The organism is uncultured Roseobacter sp., assembly GCF_947493125.1.
GTDB lineage: Bacteria > Pseudomonadota > Alphaproteobacteria > Rhodobacterales > Rhodobacteraceae > Roseobacter.
This window is the reverse complement of sequence record NZ_CANLQB010000011.1, coordinates 41,016-58,664: the sequence shown is the minus strand read 5'-3', so window position 1 is coordinate 58,664 and position 17,649 is coordinate 41,016. Positions and strand designations below refer to the sequence as shown.

Annotated in this window: 12 protein-coding genes; 7 read left to right on the top strand and 5 right to left on the bottom strand. The window is 61.0% G+C overall.

The annotated features are described in order from the left end of the window. The first annotated feature begins 10 nt into the window (after window positions 1–10). Window positions 11–619, top strand: a complete 609-nt coding sequence (locus Q1A71_RS20570; protein WP_299681149.1) for a YceI family protein — start codon at window positions 11–13, stop codon at window positions 617–619. 633 nt (window positions 620–1,252) lie between these two features. On the opposite strand, the gene Q1A71_RS20565 is transcribed toward Q1A71_RS20570, so the two are convergent. Further along, the gene (locus Q1A71_RS20565; RefSeq protein WP_299681146.1) at window positions 1,253–3,550 is read right to left on the bottom strand and encodes an adenosylcobalamin-dependent ribonucleoside-diphosphate reductase; all 2,298 of its coding nucleotides are present in this window, start codon (window positions 3,548–3,550) and stop codon (window positions 1,253–1,255) included. A gap of 123 nt (window positions 3,551–3,673) precedes the next feature. On the opposite strand from Q1A71_RS20565, the gene Q1A71_RS20560 reads away from it, so the two are divergent. After that, window positions 3,674–4,108 (top strand): DUF1489 domain-containing protein, encoded by a 435-nt coding sequence (locus Q1A71_RS20560; protein WP_299681143.1) that lies wholly within the window; start codon window positions 3,674–3,676, stop codon window positions 4,106–4,108. Window positions 4,109–4,111: 3 nt separating this feature from the next. Here the strand turns inward: Q1A71_RS20560 and hisG are convergent, their stop codons facing one another. From hisG to hisS, 3 genes are read right to left on the bottom strand one after another with little or no spacing between them, the layout of a single operon-like run. Next, window positions 4,112–4,804, bottom strand: coding sequence for an ATP phosphoribosyltransferase (hisG, locus tag Q1A71_RS20555; protein ID WP_299681140.1), 693 nt, complete (start codon window positions 4,802–4,804; stop codon window positions 4,112–4,114). Next, the gene (locus Q1A71_RS20550) at window positions 4,801–5,880 is read right to left on the bottom strand and encodes an ATP phosphoribosyltransferase regulatory subunit (protein ID WP_299681137.1); all 1,080 of its coding nucleotides are present in this window, start codon (window positions 5,878–5,880) and stop codon (window positions 4,801–4,803) included. The genes hisG and Q1A71_RS20550 overlap by 4 nt, the downstream gene beginning before the upstream one ends. Next, entirely contained in the window at window positions 5,877–7,547 is a 1,671-nt protein-coding gene (gene hisS, locus Q1A71_RS20545) for a histidine--tRNA ligase (protein WP_299681134.1), read from the bottom strand. Before hisS ends, Q1A71_RS20550 begins: the two co-directional genes overlap by 4 nt. Before the next feature lie 105 nt (window positions 7,548–7,652). Between hisS and Q1A71_RS20540 the strand changes: the two genes are divergently transcribed. Next, window positions 7,653–7,847 carry a SlyX family protein gene (locus tag Q1A71_RS20540; RefSeq protein WP_299681131.1) on the top strand — a complete coding sequence of 65 codons (195 nt, stop codon included), beginning with the start codon at window positions 7,653–7,655 and terminating at the stop codon, window positions 7,845–7,847. A 76-nt stretch (window positions 7,848–7,923) separates the two neighbouring features. Here the strand turns inward: Q1A71_RS20540 and dnaE are convergent, their stop codons facing one another. Continuing rightward, complete coding sequence (dnaE, locus tag Q1A71_RS20535) at window positions 7,924–11,448, bottom strand: DNA polymerase III subunit alpha (RefSeq protein WP_299681128.1); 3,525 nt, start codon at window positions 11,446–11,448, stop codon at window positions 7,924–7,926. A 222-nt stretch (window positions 11,449–11,670) separates the two neighbouring features. Between dnaE and xdhA the strand changes: the two genes are divergently transcribed. The 4 genes from xdhA to Q1A71_RS20515 are packed head-to-tail and all read left to right on the top strand — an operon-like array spanning window position 11,671 to window position 17,610. Beyond that, window positions 11,671–13,053 (top strand): xanthine dehydrogenase small subunit, encoded by a 1,383-nt coding sequence (xdhA, locus tag Q1A71_RS20530; protein WP_299681125.1) that lies wholly within the window; start codon window positions 11,671–11,673, stop codon window positions 13,051–13,053. Then, complete coding sequence (gene xdhB / locus Q1A71_RS20525; RefSeq protein WP_299681122.1) at window positions 13,050–15,344, top strand: xanthine dehydrogenase molybdopterin binding subunit; 2,295 nt, start codon at window positions 13,050–13,052, stop codon at window positions 15,342–15,344. Before xdhA ends, xdhB begins: the two co-directional genes overlap by 4 nt. Further along, window positions 15,341–16,099 (top strand): xanthine dehydrogenase accessory protein XdhC, encoded by a 759-nt coding sequence (gene xdhC / locus Q1A71_RS20520; protein ID WP_299681119.1) that lies wholly within the window; start codon window positions 15,341–15,343, stop codon window positions 16,097–16,099. The genes xdhB and xdhC overlap by 4 nt, the downstream gene beginning before the upstream one ends. Next, window positions 16,096–17,610: an ABC transporter ATP-binding protein gene (locus Q1A71_RS20515; protein ID WP_299681115.1), complete on the top strand. Its 1,515-nt coding sequence runs from the start codon at window positions 16,096–16,098 to the stop codon at window positions 17,608–17,610. Before xdhC ends, Q1A71_RS20515 begins: the two co-directional genes overlap by 4 nt. Window positions 17,611–17,649: the final 39 nt, after the last annotated feature.

The following is a 17,649-nucleotide window of genomic DNA, read 5'->3' as shown; positions in this document are numbered from 1 at the left end:
GAGGCAAACGATGATGAAACATAGCAATTTTGCTGTCTCAAAAAGACTGTCTGCCGTTGCAATCGTTATGGCAATGAGTGCAACAACGGCTCAGGCCGACATGGCCACATACGCTATTGATCCCGACCACCAGACGGTTGCCTTTACCATCATGCATGCCGGCTATGCCCGCACTCTGGGTCGGTTTGCAGAGGTTCAGGGCACATTCGACTACAACGATGAGACGCAGGAACTTTCTAATGTTCGTGTCACAATCGAAACCGCGAGCGTGCAAACCTGGCATGAGGCACGTGACAATCACGTCAGATCGGATGATTTTCTGGCCGCAGACGCGCATCCGCAGATTACATTCACCGCGGATGCAGGCACGCCAAGTTCCGAGACGACTGGGACGGTCACGGGCGATCTGACGATACGGGGCGTGACAAAACCGATCACATTGGACGTCACGAAAAATCAGCTTTCGGATTATCCATGCTGTCACGGTAAGGAAACAGTCGGCATCTCTGCGACCACACGCATTCTCCGAAGCGACTTCGGTAGCACCTACGCACTGCCCGTTTTTGTGGGCGACGAAGTCGACATCATGCTCGAATTCGAAGCCATACGGCAGGACTAAGCAATAAGCTGAGGTGGCTCAGCGGCAAACCATTGACGGGCTGCGGGTTCTGCTCAAAGCACTCCTCCGGCAGCGTGGCGTTTGTGCAAGACAGTGCATTGCGACAATGCAAATGCCGACACGAGAGCTTGGAAGTTTAAGGACGCGGCCGTGCAACCCCCAATATTGAACGACCTGCTATCTGATCGTGAGGTCGCAATTGAGTGTGACTGACCGTACGGTGTTTCTAAAGTGCAAATTGACAGGAGCAGACTGCCGTGGTCGTCATTGTTCATTGTCCCCAGGGAAACGCTTTGTCGCGCCGATGATCGCTCGCGTAGCTCAGCAACAAACAAGGCGTCCGTTAGATCCGGTTGGATGAGTAGTTTCAAATGGTCCAGAGGTCACCGTCCATAGAAACCCGACGAAGGAGGTGTCATATGGTGGCCGCTTTCCTTCGCAGACATCGGAAAAGTGATTTCACACCGAACGTTGGGGCGCTCTCTTTCACCAATCCGGTGCATTTGAGAGTTAACCTGTCATTTATGTGGCCCTGGCTATCCGAGCAGGCTGTGCAACCATGAATCCGCACAGCATCAAAACATCGTTCGATATCCAAAATGTTTGCAGGCTCGAAGTCGTAGACCGGAGCTGTCAACTACACTTGGAATAGCCGCAACTACCGCAGGTCATGCAGCCTTCCACCATGCGCAGGTCGTACTGCCCGCAGCTGCTGCAGGCTTGACCACGCCCACCATCAAGCCCGACGACCTGCGCCTGCGGATCCGACTTCAACCCCATCCCCTCGCCCGCGATAAAGCCCGTGGCGATCATGTGCTGTTCGATCACGCCACCGATGGCGGCGAGGATCGAGGGAATGTACTTGCCCTGCATCCAGGCGCCGCCACGGGGGTCAAACACCGCTTTCAACTCCTCGACCACGAAGGACACGTCGCCCCCGCGCCGGAACACCGCCGAGATCATTCGGGTGAGTGCCACGGTCCAGGCAAAATGCTCCATGTTCTTGGAGTTGATGAAGACCTCAAAGGGCCGCCGGTGGCCGTTTAGCACGATGTCGTTGATGGTGATATAGAGCGCATGCTCGCTGTCGGGCCACTTCACCTTATAGGTGTTGCCTTCGAGCTCATTGGGCCGGTCCAGCGGTTCGGACATGTAGATCACGTCGCCATGCGGCTGCTGCGGCTCGGCCGCATCGGTGGTGATCACCTCGGGGGCACTCTTTTCCGCCGGCATCTCCTCAGCCACGCTCAGCACAGACCCCGTCACCGCATTGGGCCGGTAAGTGGTGCAGCCTTTGCAGCCGGTATCCCAGGCCTGCATGTAGACATCTTTGAAGGCGTCAAAGCTGATGTCTTCCGGGCAGTTGATCGTCTTGGAAATCGAGCTGTCGACCCACTTCTGGGCCGCCGCCTGCATCTTCACGTGATCCGATGGCGCCAGTGTCTGGGCATTCACGAAGTAGTCGGGCAGGTCTTTGTCGCCGAATTTCTCGCGCCAGAGCTGCACGGCGTAATCCACCACCTCTTCTTCCGTGCGGCTGCCGTCCTTCTGCAGCACTTTGCGATTGTAGGCATAGGCAAAGACCGGCTCGATGCCCGAAGAGACATTGCCCGCATAGAGGCTGATCGTTCCCGTGGGCGCAATGGAGGTCAGAAGCGCATTGCGGATGCCATGTTCGCGCACCGCGTCGCGCACGTCGTCATCCATCATCTGCATGGTCCCGGAGGCGAGATAATCCTCGACCTCGAACAGCGGGAACACGCCCTTCTCCTTCGCCAATTGCACCGACGCCAGGTACGCGGCGCGGGCGATCTGGTGCAACCAGCGCTCGGTCTGACGCGCCGCCTCGTCCGAGCCATAGCGCAGCCCGACCATCAAAAGCGCATCCGCCAACCCCGTCACCCCCAGTCCGATTCGCCGCTTGGCCTGCGCCTCGCGCGCCTGTGCCTCCAGCGGAAACTTCGAGACATCGACCACATTGTCCATCATCCGCACGGCCACAGCCACCAGATCATCCAGCGCAGCCTCATCCAGCGCGGCGGACTCTTCGAACGGGTTGCTGACCAGCCGCGACAGGTTGATCGAGCCCAGAAGGCAGGCGCCATAAGGCGGCAAGGGTTGTTCCCCGCAGGGGTTCGTCGCCGCGATGGTCTCGCAGTAATTCAGGTTGTTCGCGGCGTTGATCCGGTCGATGAAGATCACACCCGGTTCGGCGTAATCATAGGTCGCCTGCATGATCCGGTTCCACAGATCACGGGCTTGCAAGGTCCGGTACACCTCATCCCCAAAGACGAGATCCCAGGACCCATCCGCCTTGACCGCCTCCATGAACGGGTCGGTCACCAACACCGACATATTGAACATGCGCAGCCGCGCGGGGTCGGATTTGGCGGCGATGAAGTCCTCAATGTCCGGGTGATCGCAGCGCATGGTCGCCATCATCGCACCGCGGCGTGAGCCTGCCGACATGATCGTGCGGCACATCGCGTCCCAGACGTCCATGAAGCTCAGCGGTCCCGAGGCATCCGCTGCCACGCCTTTCACATCCGCGCCCTTGGGCCGGATGGTCGAGAAATCATAGCCGATGCCGCCGCCCTGCTGCATGGTCAGCGCGGCCTCTTTCAGCATGTCGAAGATGCCGCCCATGCTGTCCGGCACGGTGCCCATGACGAAACAGTTGAAAAGCGTCACCTGCCGCGCGGTGCCAGCCCCTGCCGTGATCCGCCCGGCGGGCAGGTATTTGAAATCCTCCAGGGCGGCGTAAAACCGATCTTCCCAGGCCGCTGGATCGGCCTCGACCTTCGCCAAATCCTTCGCGATCCGGCGCCAGGTGCCTTCCACCGTCGTGTCGATCGCTGTGCCGTCCGCCTCTTTGAAACGGTACTTCATGTCCCAGATCTGTTCGGCGATGGGAGCGGCAAAGCGGGTCATGCTGATCGATTCCTTGATGGCGGCCAGAAGGCTGCCAATCTACCACCTATTGAAGCTTTGGGCAATTGGACTACGATATCTGCTATCGAGACAGATTCTGTGCGTGGGTCAGTGGGAAAGCCTGTGGATAAATCCTGTGTAAACCTGATCAAGCTCTCCGTGGGCTCTGAAACCGTGGACAGCCTCATAGCGTGGCAGGCGACCAAACGCGCGCAGGGCCCCGATGGCTTGCCGCGTCACATCACCCGGATGTGGCCGAAACGCGAGGCCGACATCCTCAACGGCGGCTCGATTTACTGGGTGGTGAAAGGCGTGCTGCAATGCCGCCAGCGCATCCTTAGACTGGACGAGGTGATCGGGCAGGATGGCATCCGCCGCTGCGCCATCGTGCTGGACCGGGAGGTGATCCGCACGCAGTCGAGCCTCAAGCGGCCGTTCCAGGGCTGGCGCTATCTCAAGGTCGAAGACGCGCCGCCGGACCTGCCGAAAGGGCGCGAGAGCGAGGAGGCTCTGCCGGTCGAGCTCAATCGGGCTTTGGCAGAGATCGGGGTGCTCTGACCCTCAGTCCGTCAGCTGCGCGATCAAGGCTGCTGCCACCGTCCGGTCCGCGTCTGAGACCTCCGCCACACGGCTGCGCCAGAGCGTCGCTTGCGACCGCAGAATGGGCGCATCCTCCAGCACCTTGAGGTGATTGGCGCGCAGGGTCTCGCCGCTGGAGGTGATGTCGGCGATCATCTCCGCCGTCTCATTTGCCACCGTGCCTTCCGTCGCGCCCTGGCTATCGACCAGCGCGTAATCGGCCACACCGGCATGGCGCAGATGCTCGCGCACCAGCCGGTGGTACTTGGTGGCGATCCGCAAACGCATGCCATGCGCCGCCCGGAAGGCCGTCGCCACCGCATCGAGATCATCGAGCGTGTCCACATCGACCCAGGCTTTCGGCACCGCCAGCACCAGATCGGCATGGCCAAACCCTAGCTCGGCCAGCGGCTCCACCTGCTGCTCCCAAAGTGGCAATTTCTCCTGTACCAAATCGGTCCCGGTGACGCCGAAATGCAGCCGCCCAGCTGCCAATTCACGCGGCACCTCGCCCGCAGACAGCAGCACCAGGGACACGCCCGAGATGCCATCCACGGCGCCTGCGTATTCCCGGTCCGACCCGGTGCGTGTCAGCGTGATCCCCAGCTGACCGAACCAGTCGAAGGTCTTCTCCATCAGCCGCCCCTTGGAGGGCACGCCCAGCTTCACGCTCATGCCTGCGCCTCCAGGTCCAACATCAGGCCAGGGCGCAACACGCCGCCGACCGCGGGGATTTCGGCGCCATTACCAAGCCGTCGGGTCAACGCGTCATAGCGACCGCCGGTGGCTACAGCGGGCAGATCGGCCCGCTGTGCGCTAAAGAAGCCGAAGACGAAGCCGTCGTAATACTCCATCGACGTGCGCCCAAAGCTCGCCTCGAAGGGCAGCGCATCCACATCCACGCCGCGGGTTGAGAGGGCGTCCGCGCGGGCCGCCAGCCCGTCCACCGCCGCGCCGATGCTCGGCAGATCGACGGCGATGTCGCGCAGTTGCGCGAGTGCGTAGGGCACGGTTTCACGCACATTCAGCAGCGCGTCGAGCAGGTCGACCTCGGCGTCGCTGAGCGGGGGCTCGGCGGCATCGGCGCGCAGACGGGCCACCCGCGCGTCTATCTCGGTTTGGGTGCGTTTGCCGATGAGCGGCCCGTCGCAGTCGAGCGTGCCGTCGAGCAGCTTAGCCCGGCGGGCGGAGACGTCGAGACGGCCCGAGTAGCGCTCGAGAAGGGCGCGAAACCGGCGCGGGCGCCAGATGTGCCGCAAGAGCGCGGCCTTCCGTGCATCGCTGGTGTTGAGCCCGCGCACGGCGGCCATCAGAATGCCGATATCGCCGGTTGCGGCGCGCAGGTTCAGGGGTGCCACGGCCTGCGCGAAGAGCGCGAAGACCTCGGCATCCGCCGCTGCGGGATTGGCGCGGTCAAAGACCTCATAGCCCACCTGAACGAACTCATTGGCCCGGTCAGGGTCGTGTTCTTGGCGGCGGAACACCTCGCCGGAGTAGGTGTAGCGTGCCGGCTCGGCCCCATGGGCCATGTGCATTTCCACCACCGGCACGGTGAAATCGGGGCGCAGCATCTGCTCGCCGCGCAGCGCATCCGTGGTCACATAGGCGCGCGCGCGGATTTCCTCGCCATAGAGGTCGAGCAAGGTCTCCGCCGGTTGCAGAATCGGCGTCTCAACCGGCATCGCGCCTGCGGCCTCGAAGGTCGCGCGCAGCTGAGCCGCGCGCGCGAGCGTCTCGGCAGGGGTGATCATGCCCCGGCGCCGCCGTCCGCCAGACCGTGCTGGCTGAGGATCTCACGGACCTTGGAAATCAGGTGATCGCGCGGCACTTCGAACTGGCTGGGGCGGTCTTTCCACTCCTCCAGCGTGGCGCTCTCAGCGATCTGGGCGCCGAGGATCAGGTCCTTGATCTGCACGACGCCGCGCTCCTTCTCGTCGCCGCCTTCGATCACGGCGACGGGGCTGCCGCGCTTGTCGGCGTATTTGAGCTGGTTGCCGAAGTTCTTTGGGTTGCCGAGGTAGACCTCCGCCCGGAGGCCCGCCTGCCGCAACTCCGCGACCATGGCCTGATAGTCCGCCATGCGGTCCCGATCCATCACCGTGACGACGACCGGACCTGCCTCGGTGGAGGTCATCCGCCCCTTGGCCTGCAGCGCGGCCAGCAGCCGGTCGACACCGATGGAAACGCCTGTGGCCGGGACTTCCTGCCCGGTGAAGCGCTTGACGAGATCGTCATAGCGCCCGCCGCCCGCGACGGAGCCAAAGTTGCGCGTGCGGCCTTTCTCGTCCTTGATTTCGAAAGTCAGCTCGGCCTCGTAGACTGGACCGGTGTAGTAGCCGAGGCCTCGCACTACGGATGGGTCAACTTGAAACCTCACGTCGGAGTAACCCGCGCTCTCCACCAATTCCTGGATGCCGCGAAGCTCTTCGACTCCTTCGAACCCAACGGTTGAGTCACCAATCAGCCTCTTCAGGTGCTGAATCACACGGCGGTTCCAGATGTGTCGGTAGTCGCCATGGCGCGTCTTCTCCTCGCGTTCCCGAAAGGCGGGATCGACTGAGTATCGAGCACCGTGCAGTTGGCGCGCTCGATCAGCATCACCTTCGGCTTCCGCATTTGCCGCTTCCTCGGCGAGCTTATTACCGACCTCAAAGTGTGAGTTCACAAATCCCATTAGCTTATCGATCTGGAGCGATGACAGGTTGGCGCCTTTAGTGAAGTCTCCACTTTCATCCTTGCGGCCTTCGCCAAGAAGGGCGCGCACGCCTTCTGGCCCGAGCCGGTCCAGCTTATCGATGGCGCGCAGCACGATGCCACGTTCAACCTCTTTGTCGTCGCCTGCGAGGCCTGCAACTTCAAGCACCCCGTTCAGCACTTTGCGGTTGTTCACGCGGATCACGTAGTCGCCGCGCGGGATGCCGACCTCTTCGAGGCAGTCGGCGAGCATGGCGCAGATTTCGGCGTCAGCAGCCACCGAAGGCGCGCCTACGGTATCCGCATCGCATTGATAAAATTGGCGGAACCGGCCCGGCCCCGGCTTTTCGTTGCGCCAGACGGGGCCCATCGCATAGCGGCGGTAGGGTTTGGGCAAGTCATTCTGATGCTGCGCGTAGACGCGCGCCAAAGGCGCCGTCAGATCATAGCGCAAGGCCAGCCAGTCGCCCGGTTTATCGGCCTCGGCGTCCTCCTGCCAGGCGAAGACCCCCTCGTTCGGGCGGTCCACGTCCGGAAGAAACTTGCCCAGCGCCTCGACAGTTTCGACCCCGGAGCTTTCCAGCGCATCGAAACCATACCGATGATAGACCGCCGCGATCTTGCGCAGCATTTCGGCGCGCTGGGTGACCTCTGCGCCGAAATAGTCACGAAAGCCCTTGGGCGTCTCCGCCCGGGGCCGTGGGGTCTTCTTGGGTTTGGCCATGATGCACCTTTTGGCATGCCGGTTTCGCGCGCGGTCTAGCCCAAGGGGGCATGGGGGGCAAGGCGCGGTCTTTATTGCCGCGCGGCGCCGTGATACGCGCTGCACATGGAAAACCTCGAAGAACAGATCGCGCATCTAACCCGCATGGTAGAGGAGCTGTCGGACGTGGTGGCGCGGCAAGAGGCCGAGATCGCCACCTTGACCCGCCGTGTCTTCATGCTGATGCAGCGCGAAGGCGAGCGCGAGGCGCAAGGATCAGGCGGTGTGGTGCTGGGCGACGAGCGTCCGCCGCATTATTGAGCGGATCCGTACGGGGCAGCCGGCATATCCGTCTCCGGCGGGAGGATCTGCAGCGCTTGAGGAAGGTGGGTTCGTGTTAGAGGTCTTGCACCTCGATCACGCCCGACAGGGATTTGATTGCGCCCTTGATCTGCGGATTCACCACGAAGCTCGCTCCGAGATCGACCTCAACTTCGCCGGGCAAGTCGGGGTCGATCAGATTGAGTTCAACCGGGCCGCGAGCTGCTACCGCTCCCGCCTCAGCGGCGCTTTGCAGAACCGTTGCGACCGCTGGGATGGCGTCTGCGGTTTCGACAAAGACTTTCAGACCCATGGTGCCGCCTTGATCCACCATGGCGTCAGCGGGTGATACAGCACGGCCCAGCAGTTTGAGCTGATCGGCTTCCAGCGTGGCTTCGACGGTGACGATGACCTTGGAGCCCGTCTCCAGATAATCACGCGCGGCTTCAAGCGTGTCGGAAAACAGTGTGACCTCATAAGCCCCGGTGGGATCCGACATCTGCGCAAAGGCAAAGCGGTTGCCCCGGGCCGATTTGCGCTCCTGTCGGCCGGCGACGATACCCGCGAGGCGGGCATTCATCGCGCCGAATGCCCCGATTTTCTCGGTCAATTCATCCAGCGTGAGGAAGGGAGCACCGCGATCAGTTGCCATGCGCCGCTGAAGCGGGCCCATGTAATCGTCCAAGGGATGGCCGGAGAGGTAGAAGCCGACTGCGACAAATTCCTCGGCCAGTCGTTCGGCAGGCAGCCAGTCTTGGACAGGGTGCAGACGCGGTTCGGGCAGATCCTCGCCCGCTTCTCCGAAGAGCGAGACCTGGGCCGAGGCTTTCTGATCGTGGATCGCCGCGGAATAGGCCACGATGGCGTCCAGCGCATCGAAGATACGGCGACGGTTTGGATCGAGTTCATCAAAGGCGCCCGCGCGGGCCAGCATTTCCAGCGGACGTTTGCCAACGCGTTTGAGGTCGACCCTGCGTGCAAGATCAAACAAGGTCGAAAACGGTTTGTCCCCTCGCCCATCGGTGATCAGCTTCATCGCCTCCAGACCGACGCCCTTCAATGCACCCAAAGCATAGACCAGCGCTCCGTCCGTGACCTTGAACGTCGCGCCTGATCGGTTCACGCAAGGCGGCACCCAAGGTAAGCCCAGTTGTTTTCGGACTTCCTCGAAATACACGGCGAGCTTGTCGGTCAGGTGAATGTCGCAATTCATGACCCCGGCCATGAACTCGACCGGGTGGTTCGCCTTGAGCCAGGCGGTTTGGTAACTGACAACCGCATAAGCCGCCGCATGCGACTTGTTGAAGCCGTAGTTGGCGAATTTGTCGAGGAGGTTCCAAACCTCCATCGCCTTATCCTTGTCGACGCCGTTCTTGGCCGCGCCTTCGAGGAACTTCGGCCGCTCTGCGTCCATCGCCTCCTGGATTTTCTTGCCCATGGCGCGGCGCAGCAGGTCCGCGCCACCAAGCGAATACCCGGCCATTTCCTGCGCGATCTGCATCACCTGTTCTTGGTAGACGATGATGCCTTGAGTTTCGTCCAGGATATGGTCGATGGTGGGGTGCAGGTTTTCGCGCTCGCGCAACCCGTTCTTGACCTCGCAGTAGGTAGGGATGTTCTCCATCGGGCCGGGACGGTAGAGGGCGACAAGCGCCACGATGTCTTCGATACAGGTGGGCTTCATGCGCTTCAGCGCGTCGATCATACCAGAGCTTTCGACCTGGAACACGGCGACCGTCTTGCCCGCGGCATAGAGCTTGTAGCTGGCCTCGTCATCGAGGGGGATGCCGCCGATGTCGTTTTCCATGCCCTCGGCGGGAGTGTAGAGTTCGGTGCCGTCCGCCGCGTCGTGCAGCTTGCGACCCGAGGCGAGAATTTGTTCCACGGCGTTCTGGATGACGGTGAGGGTTTTCAGGCCGAGGAAGTCGAATTTGACAAGCCCGGCCTGTTCCACCCATTTCATGTTGAACTGGGTCGCCGGCATGTCCGAGCGTGGGTCCTGATAAAGTGGCACAAGCGCGTCCAGGGGCCTGTCACCTATCACCACGCCCGCGGCATGAGTGGAAGCGTTTCTGAGCAAGCCCTCGACCTGCTGCACATAGGTTAGGAGACGGTCCACCACCTCTTCGTTGCGCGCTTCCTCGCGCAGTCTCGGTTCATCCGCCAGAGCCTTCTCGATGCTGACGGGTTTGACGCCCTCAACGGGGATCATCTTGCTCAGCCGGTCGACCTGACCATAGGGCATTTGCAAAACGCGACCGATGTCCCGTACTGCTGCCTTTGACAAAAGCGCACCAAAAGTGATGATTTGCCCGACCTTATCGCGGCCGTACTTGTCCTGAACGTACCTAATGACCTCTTCCCGCCGATCCATGCAGAAGTCGATATCAAAGTCGGGCATAGAGACCCGCTCGGGGTTCAGGAAGCGCTCAAAGAGCAATTGATAGCGCAAAGGATCGAGGTCGGTGATCGTGAGAGCATAGGCCACCAACGAGCCCGCGCCGGATCCGCGCCCCGGCCCCACCGGGATATCATGCTCCTTGGCCCATTTGATGAAGTCGGCCACGATCAGAAAATAGCCGGGAAAGCCCATGCCTTCGATGATGCCCAGCTCGAACTCCAGCCGCGCTTCATACTCCTCGACAGAGGCCGCGTGGGGGATGACGGCGAGCCGATCTTTCAGCCCGGCATGCGCCTGCTTGCGCAGTTCCTCGATCTCATCGTCCGCGAACTTCGGCAGGATCGGATCCCGGCGATAGGCTTGGAAAGCGCAGCGGCGGGCAATCTCAACCGTGTTTTCGATCGCCTCGGGCAGATCGGCAAAGAGCGTGACCATCTCGGCCTGTGATTTGAAATAGTGCTGCGCAGTCAACCGCCGCCGCGGATCCTGCTGATCGACATAAGCGCCCTCGGCGATGCAGATCAGGGCGTCATGCGCCTCATACATCTCCGCGTCCGGAAAGTAGACATCGTTGGTCGCGACCAATGGCAGGTCCATCGCATAGGCCATCTCGACAAAGCCGCGCTCTGTCCGGCGCTCTGCTTCAGGTTGCCCGTTTTCACCAGGATGGCGTTGCAACTCCACGTAAAGCCGGTCGCCGAAGATCTCGTGCAGCCTGGTCATCAGAGCCTCAGCCGCCGGACGTTGACCCGCCTGCAGCAGTTTGCCCACGGTCCCGTCTGGCCCGCCGGAGAGGCAGATCACATCCTGCGCGTGCTCCGCCAACTGGTCGAGCGTCACCTGCGGCAGCGCGCCACCCTTGTCCACATAGAGACAGGAGTTGAGCTTCATCAGATGCGCATAACCCGTCTCGCTCTGTGCAAGCAGCACCAGTGGCGCGGGCAGCGCAGGCTTGTCGCCGGGACGGACCTCCACATAGGTCAGATCAACCTGACAACCGAGGATAGGCTGGACACCCGCGCCTGACATTGCGACCGAGAACTCAAGTGCTGCAAACATGTTATTGGTATCGGTAAGGGCCAGCGCGGGCATCTCGGCTTTACGGCAGAGATCTGGCAGTTTCTTGAGCCGAAGCGCGCCTTCCAGAAGCGAATATTCGGAGTGGCTGCGGAGATGAATGAATCGGGGATTTGAGGTCATGCGCCGAGCCTAGTCGAGCCTCTTGGAGCCCACCAGCACGAACTCCGACCGCTGTCATTTTTTGAGCGCGCGACCCGCCGTGAACTGGCACCGCGACCCTTTTCCCTTGCAATCCCCCGCTGGCCACGCTTAGCCTCAGATCGGTTTACGCGTGCCCTTCGTTCTACGCCGCATCGAGCGGGGCAACTGGCGCTTCTTTGGTACCGCGGCGGATCTGACGGCATGGACATTGCGTTTCGCCTGAACGGAGAAACAGTTGCACTGCGGGACGTCGCACCAACCGTCACCCTTCTCGACTGGCTGCGCGAGGAGCGCGGGCTGACCGGCACCAAGGAAGGCTGTAACGAGGGCGACTGCGGGGCCTGCTCAGTCATGGTGACCGATCACAGCGGTGCGCGTGCACTCAACGCCTGCATCCTTTTTCTGCCCCAGCTCAACGGGAAGGCGGTTCGCACAGTCGAAGGAGTTGCGGCACCAGACGGCACACTGCATCCGGTCCAGCGGGCGATGATAGATCATCACGGCAGCCAATGCGGTTTCTGCACACCAGGCTTCATAGTGAGCATGGCCACCGCGCACCTGAACGGTGCGACCGATCATGATGTGCAACTGGCCGGTAACCTTTGCCGCTGCACGGGTTATGCACCGATCATTCGTGCAGCTGAGGCTGCTGCGGATCAGCCCATCCCGGAGCATATGCGTGACCGCTCGGTTTCCGCGACCGAAGGTCTTGCAGCGGAGCTCGATGCGCCTTGGGTGCAACCGGTGGACACCGATGCTCTCGCGACGTGGTACGCCAACCACCCCGATGCGACATTGATTGCCGGAGCAACAGATGTGGGCCTATGGGTCACCAAAGAGTTCCGCGATCTTGGACATGTCGCCTTCTTGAACCGTTGTGCAGGCCTCCGAGGCATCAACGAGACGGATGATGGCCTGCGGATTGGCGCGATGACGACGCTCACCGAACTGGAAGCGGCTGTCGCACCGCTCTATCCCTCATTTGCCAAGCTCATCCGGCGCTATGGGTCGGTGCAGGTTCGGAATGCGGCAACCATCGGCGGCAATATTGCCAACGGCTCGCCGATAGGCGACGGGCCACCCGCGCTGATTGCTCTCGGAGCCACTCTGCATCTGCGGCACGACCAGACCCGGCGCAGCATGCCGCTCGAGGCCTTCTTCCTCGACTACGGCAAGCAGGATCGCAGGCCCGGCGAGTTTGTCGAGGCTGTCACCATCCCGGACCAGACCAACCGGTTGCGCTGCTACAAACTGTCCAAACGGTTCGACCAGGATATCTCCGCAGTCTGCGGTTGCCTCTCGATCACCGTCGAAGATGGCGCGGTCTCAATCGCTCGGCTGGTCTACGGCGGCATGGCCGGAACCCCCAAACGCGCACAAAAGGCAGAAGCGGCCCTGATTGGGACAGCTTGGTCAGAGACCTCAGTGCGAGCCGCGATGGCAGCCCTATGCGACGATTTCGAGCCGCTGTCGGACATGCGGGCCAGCGCCAGCTACCGGCTGCAAACAGCACAGAACATGTTGTTGCGATATTGGTATGCGGATCAGGACACGCACGTGAGCGCGCTGGAGGTGAGCCCTTGAGCGTCACCAAGCCTCTTCCACACGATGCCGCTCGCCTCCATGTCACCGGCGAAGCCCGCTATGTTGACGACATCCCAACGCCCAAAGGTACGCTGCATTTGGCATTCGGCCTCTCCAGCGCTGCAGCCGGTACTCTGAAGTCTATGGACCTCGCCGACGTCCAGGCAGCCCCCGGTGTGGTCGCGGTGATGACAGCCGCGGACTTGCCCTTCGCCAATGATGTCTCGCCGTCAATCCACGATGAGCCGTTGCTGGCCACTGATAAGGTGCACTACGTCGGGCAACCGCTGTTCTTGGTGGCAGCCACGTCTCATCTCGCGGCGCGGAAGGCTGCGAGACTGGGCAAGGTCCAGATCAGCGAGACCAAACCGATACTCGACATAGAAGACGCCCTTGCGCAAAACAGCCGCTTCGAAGATGGCCCACGCATCTACGGACGCGGCGATGTCGAGGCCGCGATCGCCTCAGCACCTCATCAGATCAGCGGCCAGCTCGTCGTGGGAGGACAGGAGCACTTTTATTTGGAAGGACAGGCAGCACTGGCACTCCCCCAGGAAGGGGGTGACATGGTGGTGATGAGTTCCACACAGCATCCGACCGAAATTCAGCACAAAGTTGCGGAGGCCTTAGGGCAACCGATGCACAGCGTGCGGGTGGAAACCCGACGTATGGGCGGTGGTTTTGGTGGAAAAGAGAGCCAGGGCAATGCGTTAGCAGTGGCATGTGCCGTTGTCGCGCGGGAAACCGGGCGGCCGTGTCGCATGCGCTATGATCGCGATGACGATATGATCATTACAGGGAAGCGCCACGACTTCCGCATCGACTATTCGGTGGGTTTTGACGACAAAGGGGCAATTCAGGGCATCGACTTTACCCACTATACCCGCTGCGGGTGGGCGCAGGATCTGTCGCTGCCGGTTGCGGACCGCGCAATGTTGCACGCCGACAATGCCTATTACCTGCCAGCTGTGCGCATCACCAGCCATCGCCTAAAGACCAATATGCAAAGTGCGACGGCGTTTCGCGGCTTCGGCGGCCCACAGGGTATGCTGGGGGTCGAACGGGTTATGGACCACATTGCGATGCATCTTGGCTGGGATCCGTTGCGTGTCCGGAAGAACAATCTATACAACACCAAGGCCAGCACCGGACAGCAAAACCGGAACACCACTCCCTATGGTCAGAAGGTCGAGGACTTCATCTTGCCAGAGATGATCGACGAACTTGTTGCCACTAGTGATTATGAAAAACGTCGTGCCGCAGTCGCCGTCTGGAATTCCGAGAACCTCGTACTGAAAAGAGGTATCGCCCTCACGCCCGTTAAATTCGGAATTTCCTTCACACTGACCCATCTCAATCAGGCCGGGGCTCTGGTGCATGTTTATCAAGATGGCTCGATCCACCTCAACCACGGCGGCACCGAGATGGGCCAGGGCTTGTTCCAGAAGGTGGCGCAGGTCGCTGCAGCGCGGTTCGGGGTAGATGTTGGACAGGTGAAGATCACCGCAACGGACACCGGGAAGGTCCCGAACACCTCGGCGACAGCGGCATCATCAGGTAGTGATCTGAATGGCATGGCCGTTAAAGCGGCATGCGATACCATCCGCAGCCGCATGGCGGATCTGCTGACCGAGCGGCATCAGTGCGACAGGACAGATGTGATTTTCAAGAATGGGCAGGTGGAAGTGGTGGATGCCACCTATACCTTCGAAGAAGTCGCGCAGATGGCCTATTTCGCACGCATCAGCCTCTCCGCGACAGGTTTTTATAAGACACCCAAGCTTCAGTGGGACCGCATCAAAGGGAAGGGTCGGCCCTTCTTCTACTTCGCGTATGGTGTGGCAGTGACCGAGGTGGTGATCGACACTCTGACCGGCGAAAACCGGATCCTGCGGGCCGATATTCTGCATGATGTCGGAGCCTCATTGAACCCCGGACTTGATATTGGACAGATTGAAGGCGGCTACGTACAGGGCTCGGGTTGGCTCACCACAGAGGAGTTGGTGTGGGACGAGAGAGGCAAACTGCGCACCCACGCGCCGTCTACCTACAAGATCCCGGCCTGCTCCGACCGCCCCGAAATTTTCAATGTCGCCCTCTGGGATGACCAAAACAGGGAAGAGACGATTTATCGTTCAAAGGCAGTGGGTGAACCGCCGCTTATGCTGGGTATCTCCGCCTATGCGGCACTTTGTGACGCGGTACAGGCCTGCGGGGGCCATTATGCGGATTTACAAACCCCAGCCACGGCCGAAGCTGTTTTCGCAGCAATCCAAAGGGCGCGCGGATGAGCGCGGTGTACGTGGAAATCACTGCAACCAGGGGCTCCGCGCCGCGTGACGCTGGCACTGCAATGAAAATCACCACGACCGGCATCGAGGGCACAATCGGAGGAGGCGCGTTGGAGTACAGCGCCATCGCCCGTGCGCGCGAAATACTTGCTCAGGCTCTTCCGGACGAGACGCGAACCCTGCCACTTGGTCCAAGCCTGGGCCAGTGTTGCGGGGGATCCGTGTCCCTGCGCTTCGGTCGCACACCGACAGCCATCGACGAAACGGCTCGTCGCGTCCCATGCACGGCCACACCGCCCGAGAGACCACCGCTTCTGTGGGCGTGGGGCGCCGGGCATGTGGGACGGGCAGTTATCAACGCGTGTCCGCCGGGTCTGTTTGACATCACTTGGGTTGACAGCTCTGCCAGCCGATTTCCCGAGACTGTCGACCCCGATATCGTCATGATAACGGCGAGCGATATGCCCCGCCTGGCGGCACGTGCTCCGCAAGAGGCGCATCACCTGATCTTTACCTATTCGCATGACATAGACCTCGATCTCTGCGCAACACTGCTGAAGCGCGGTTTTGCGTCCTGTGGATTGATCGGTTCAGCAACAAAATGGGCCAGGTTCCAGAACCGATTGCAAGGGACAGGGCTTGACCCAGCGTCCATCACCTGCCCCATCGGCGACAAGTCTCTGGGTAAGCACCCGGACGCGATAGCAGCCGGAACCATACGAAGCTTGTTGTCCAGACTGAAAGCGCCTGCATGAGTTCTCTTTTGTCACTGCGGAACCTGACAAAGGCGTATCCCGGCGTTGTTGCGAACGACAATGTCTCGCTTCAGATCGCGCCGGGCGAGATACACGCACTTTTGGGTGAGAATGGGGCGGGCAAGTCAACGCTGGTGAAGATGATCTATGGTCTGGTCAAACCCGACGCGGGCGAGATGCAGATACATGGCGCCCCCTTCGCACCGGTAGAGCCGCGCGCGGCCCGAGCCGCTGGCGTTGGTATGGTGTTCCAGCATTTTTCGCTTTTCGATGCGCTTAGCGTCGCTGAAAACATCGCGTTGGGTATGGAGAATGCGCCAAGGCTGCGCGATCTTTCCCGCCGGATCAGAGAGGTGTCTGACACCTACGGGTTGCCGTTGGCACCGGACAGGATTGTCGGTGACCTTTCCGCTGGCGAACGCCAACGCGTTGAGATCATACGTTGCCTGCTGCAGAAGCCGACACTGCTGATCATGGACGAGCCCACATCCGTGCTGACCCCGCAAGAAGTCGAAATCCTGTTCGAAACCCTACGCAAGCTAAGTGCAGAGGGAACGGCAATTCTCTATATATCCCATAAGCTTGAGGAAATCCGCGCACTGTGTGATACGGCAACGATCCTCCGTTTGGGCAAGGTTGTCGGAGAATGCATCCCGCGCGAGACGACAGCGCGAGACATGGCTGAGATGATGGTCGGCAAGGTACTGTCCACGCCAAGCCGCGCAGGTGTGATGCCGGGCCCGACCATGTTGTCTCTCCATAAGTTGTCCCTGCCCTCTTCGACAGCATTCGGATTGCCGCTTCGGGAGATTTCGTTGGAGTTGCGCCAAGGTGAAATTCTCGGAATCGGCGGTGTGGCTGGCAATGGCCAAGACGAGTTGCTTGCTGCGTTGTCCGGCGAGATCCGGGCCCCTGCTGGCATGCTGCATCTGAAAGGACAGGATATTGGTGGGCTCGGGCCGAACCCACGGCGCGTGCTAGGCCTGCTGGCGGCGCCCGAAGAACGTCTTGGCCATGCAGCAGCCCCAGGGATGTCACTCACCGAAAACGCGATGCTGACAGGTGCCGCGCGCGAAGGCCTCGAAACTGGCGGATTTCTGAACTGGCAGGCAGCTCAGGGCTTTGCGGAGAATATTATTGACGCCTTCGATGTGCGCACCCCGGGGGCCGAAAACGCGGCAGGGTCACTTTCTGGGGGCAATCTGCAAAAATTTGTCATCGGCCGCGAGGTTCTGCAACGCCCGGAGGTGCTTGTTGTCAACCAACCGACCTGGGGCGTCGACGCGTCGGCCGCAGCCGCCATCAGGCAGGCTCTCCTCGATCTGGCGGAAGGTGGCGCGGCGGTGATCGTGATCAGCCAAGACCTTGATGAACTGATGGAGATAGCGGACCGTTTCGCCGCGCTGAACGAAGGTCGGTTGTCGGCTCCACAGCCCACGGCGGGCCTCAGCATGGAACAAATCGGCTTGATGATGGGCGGCGCACACGGCATGGAGGTGGCACATGTCTAGATCTCCGAAAAAGAAATTACTTCAATGGTTTATGAGATT

Bases quoted from the DNA above. Each gene is read 5' to 3' on its own strand.
- hisS (WP_299681134.1), bottom strand. From the start codon at position 7,547: ATGGCCAAACCCAAGAAGACCCCACGGCCCCGGGCGGAGACGCCCAAG.
- hisG (WP_299681140.1), bottom strand. From the start codon at position 4,804: ATGAGCGTGAAGCTGGGCGTGCCCTCCAAGGGGCGGCTGATGGAGAAG.
- Q1A71_RS20550 (WP_299681137.1), bottom strand. From the start codon at position 5,880: ATGATCACCCCTGCCGAGACGCTCGCGCGCGCGGCTCAGCTGCGCGCG.
- Q1A71_RS20570 (WP_299681149.1), top strand. From the start codon at position 11: ATGATGAAACATAGCAATTTTGCTGTCTCAAAAAGACTGTCTGCCGTT.
- Q1A71_RS20565 (WP_299681146.1), bottom strand. From the start codon at position 3,550: ATGACCCGCTTTGCCGCTCCCATCGCCGAACAGATCTGGGACATGAAG.
- Q1A71_RS20540 (WP_299681131.1), top strand. From the start codon at position 7,653: ATGGAAAACCTCGAAGAACAGATCGCGCATCTAACCCGCATGGTAGAG.
- xdhA (WP_299681125.1), top strand. From the start codon at position 11,671: ATGGACATTGCGTTTCGCCTGAACGGAGAAACAGTTGCACTGCGGGAC.
- Q1A71_RS20515 (WP_299681115.1), top strand. From the start codon at position 16,096: ATGAGTTCTCTTTTGTCACTGCGGAACCTGACAAAGGCGTATCCCGGC.
- dnaE (WP_299681128.1), bottom strand. From the start codon at position 11,448: ATGACCTCAAATCCCCGATTCATTCATCTCCGCAGCCACTCCGAATAT.
- xdhC (WP_299681119.1), top strand. From the start codon at position 15,341: ATGAGCGCGGTGTACGTGGAAATCACTGCAACCAGGGGCTCCGCGCCG.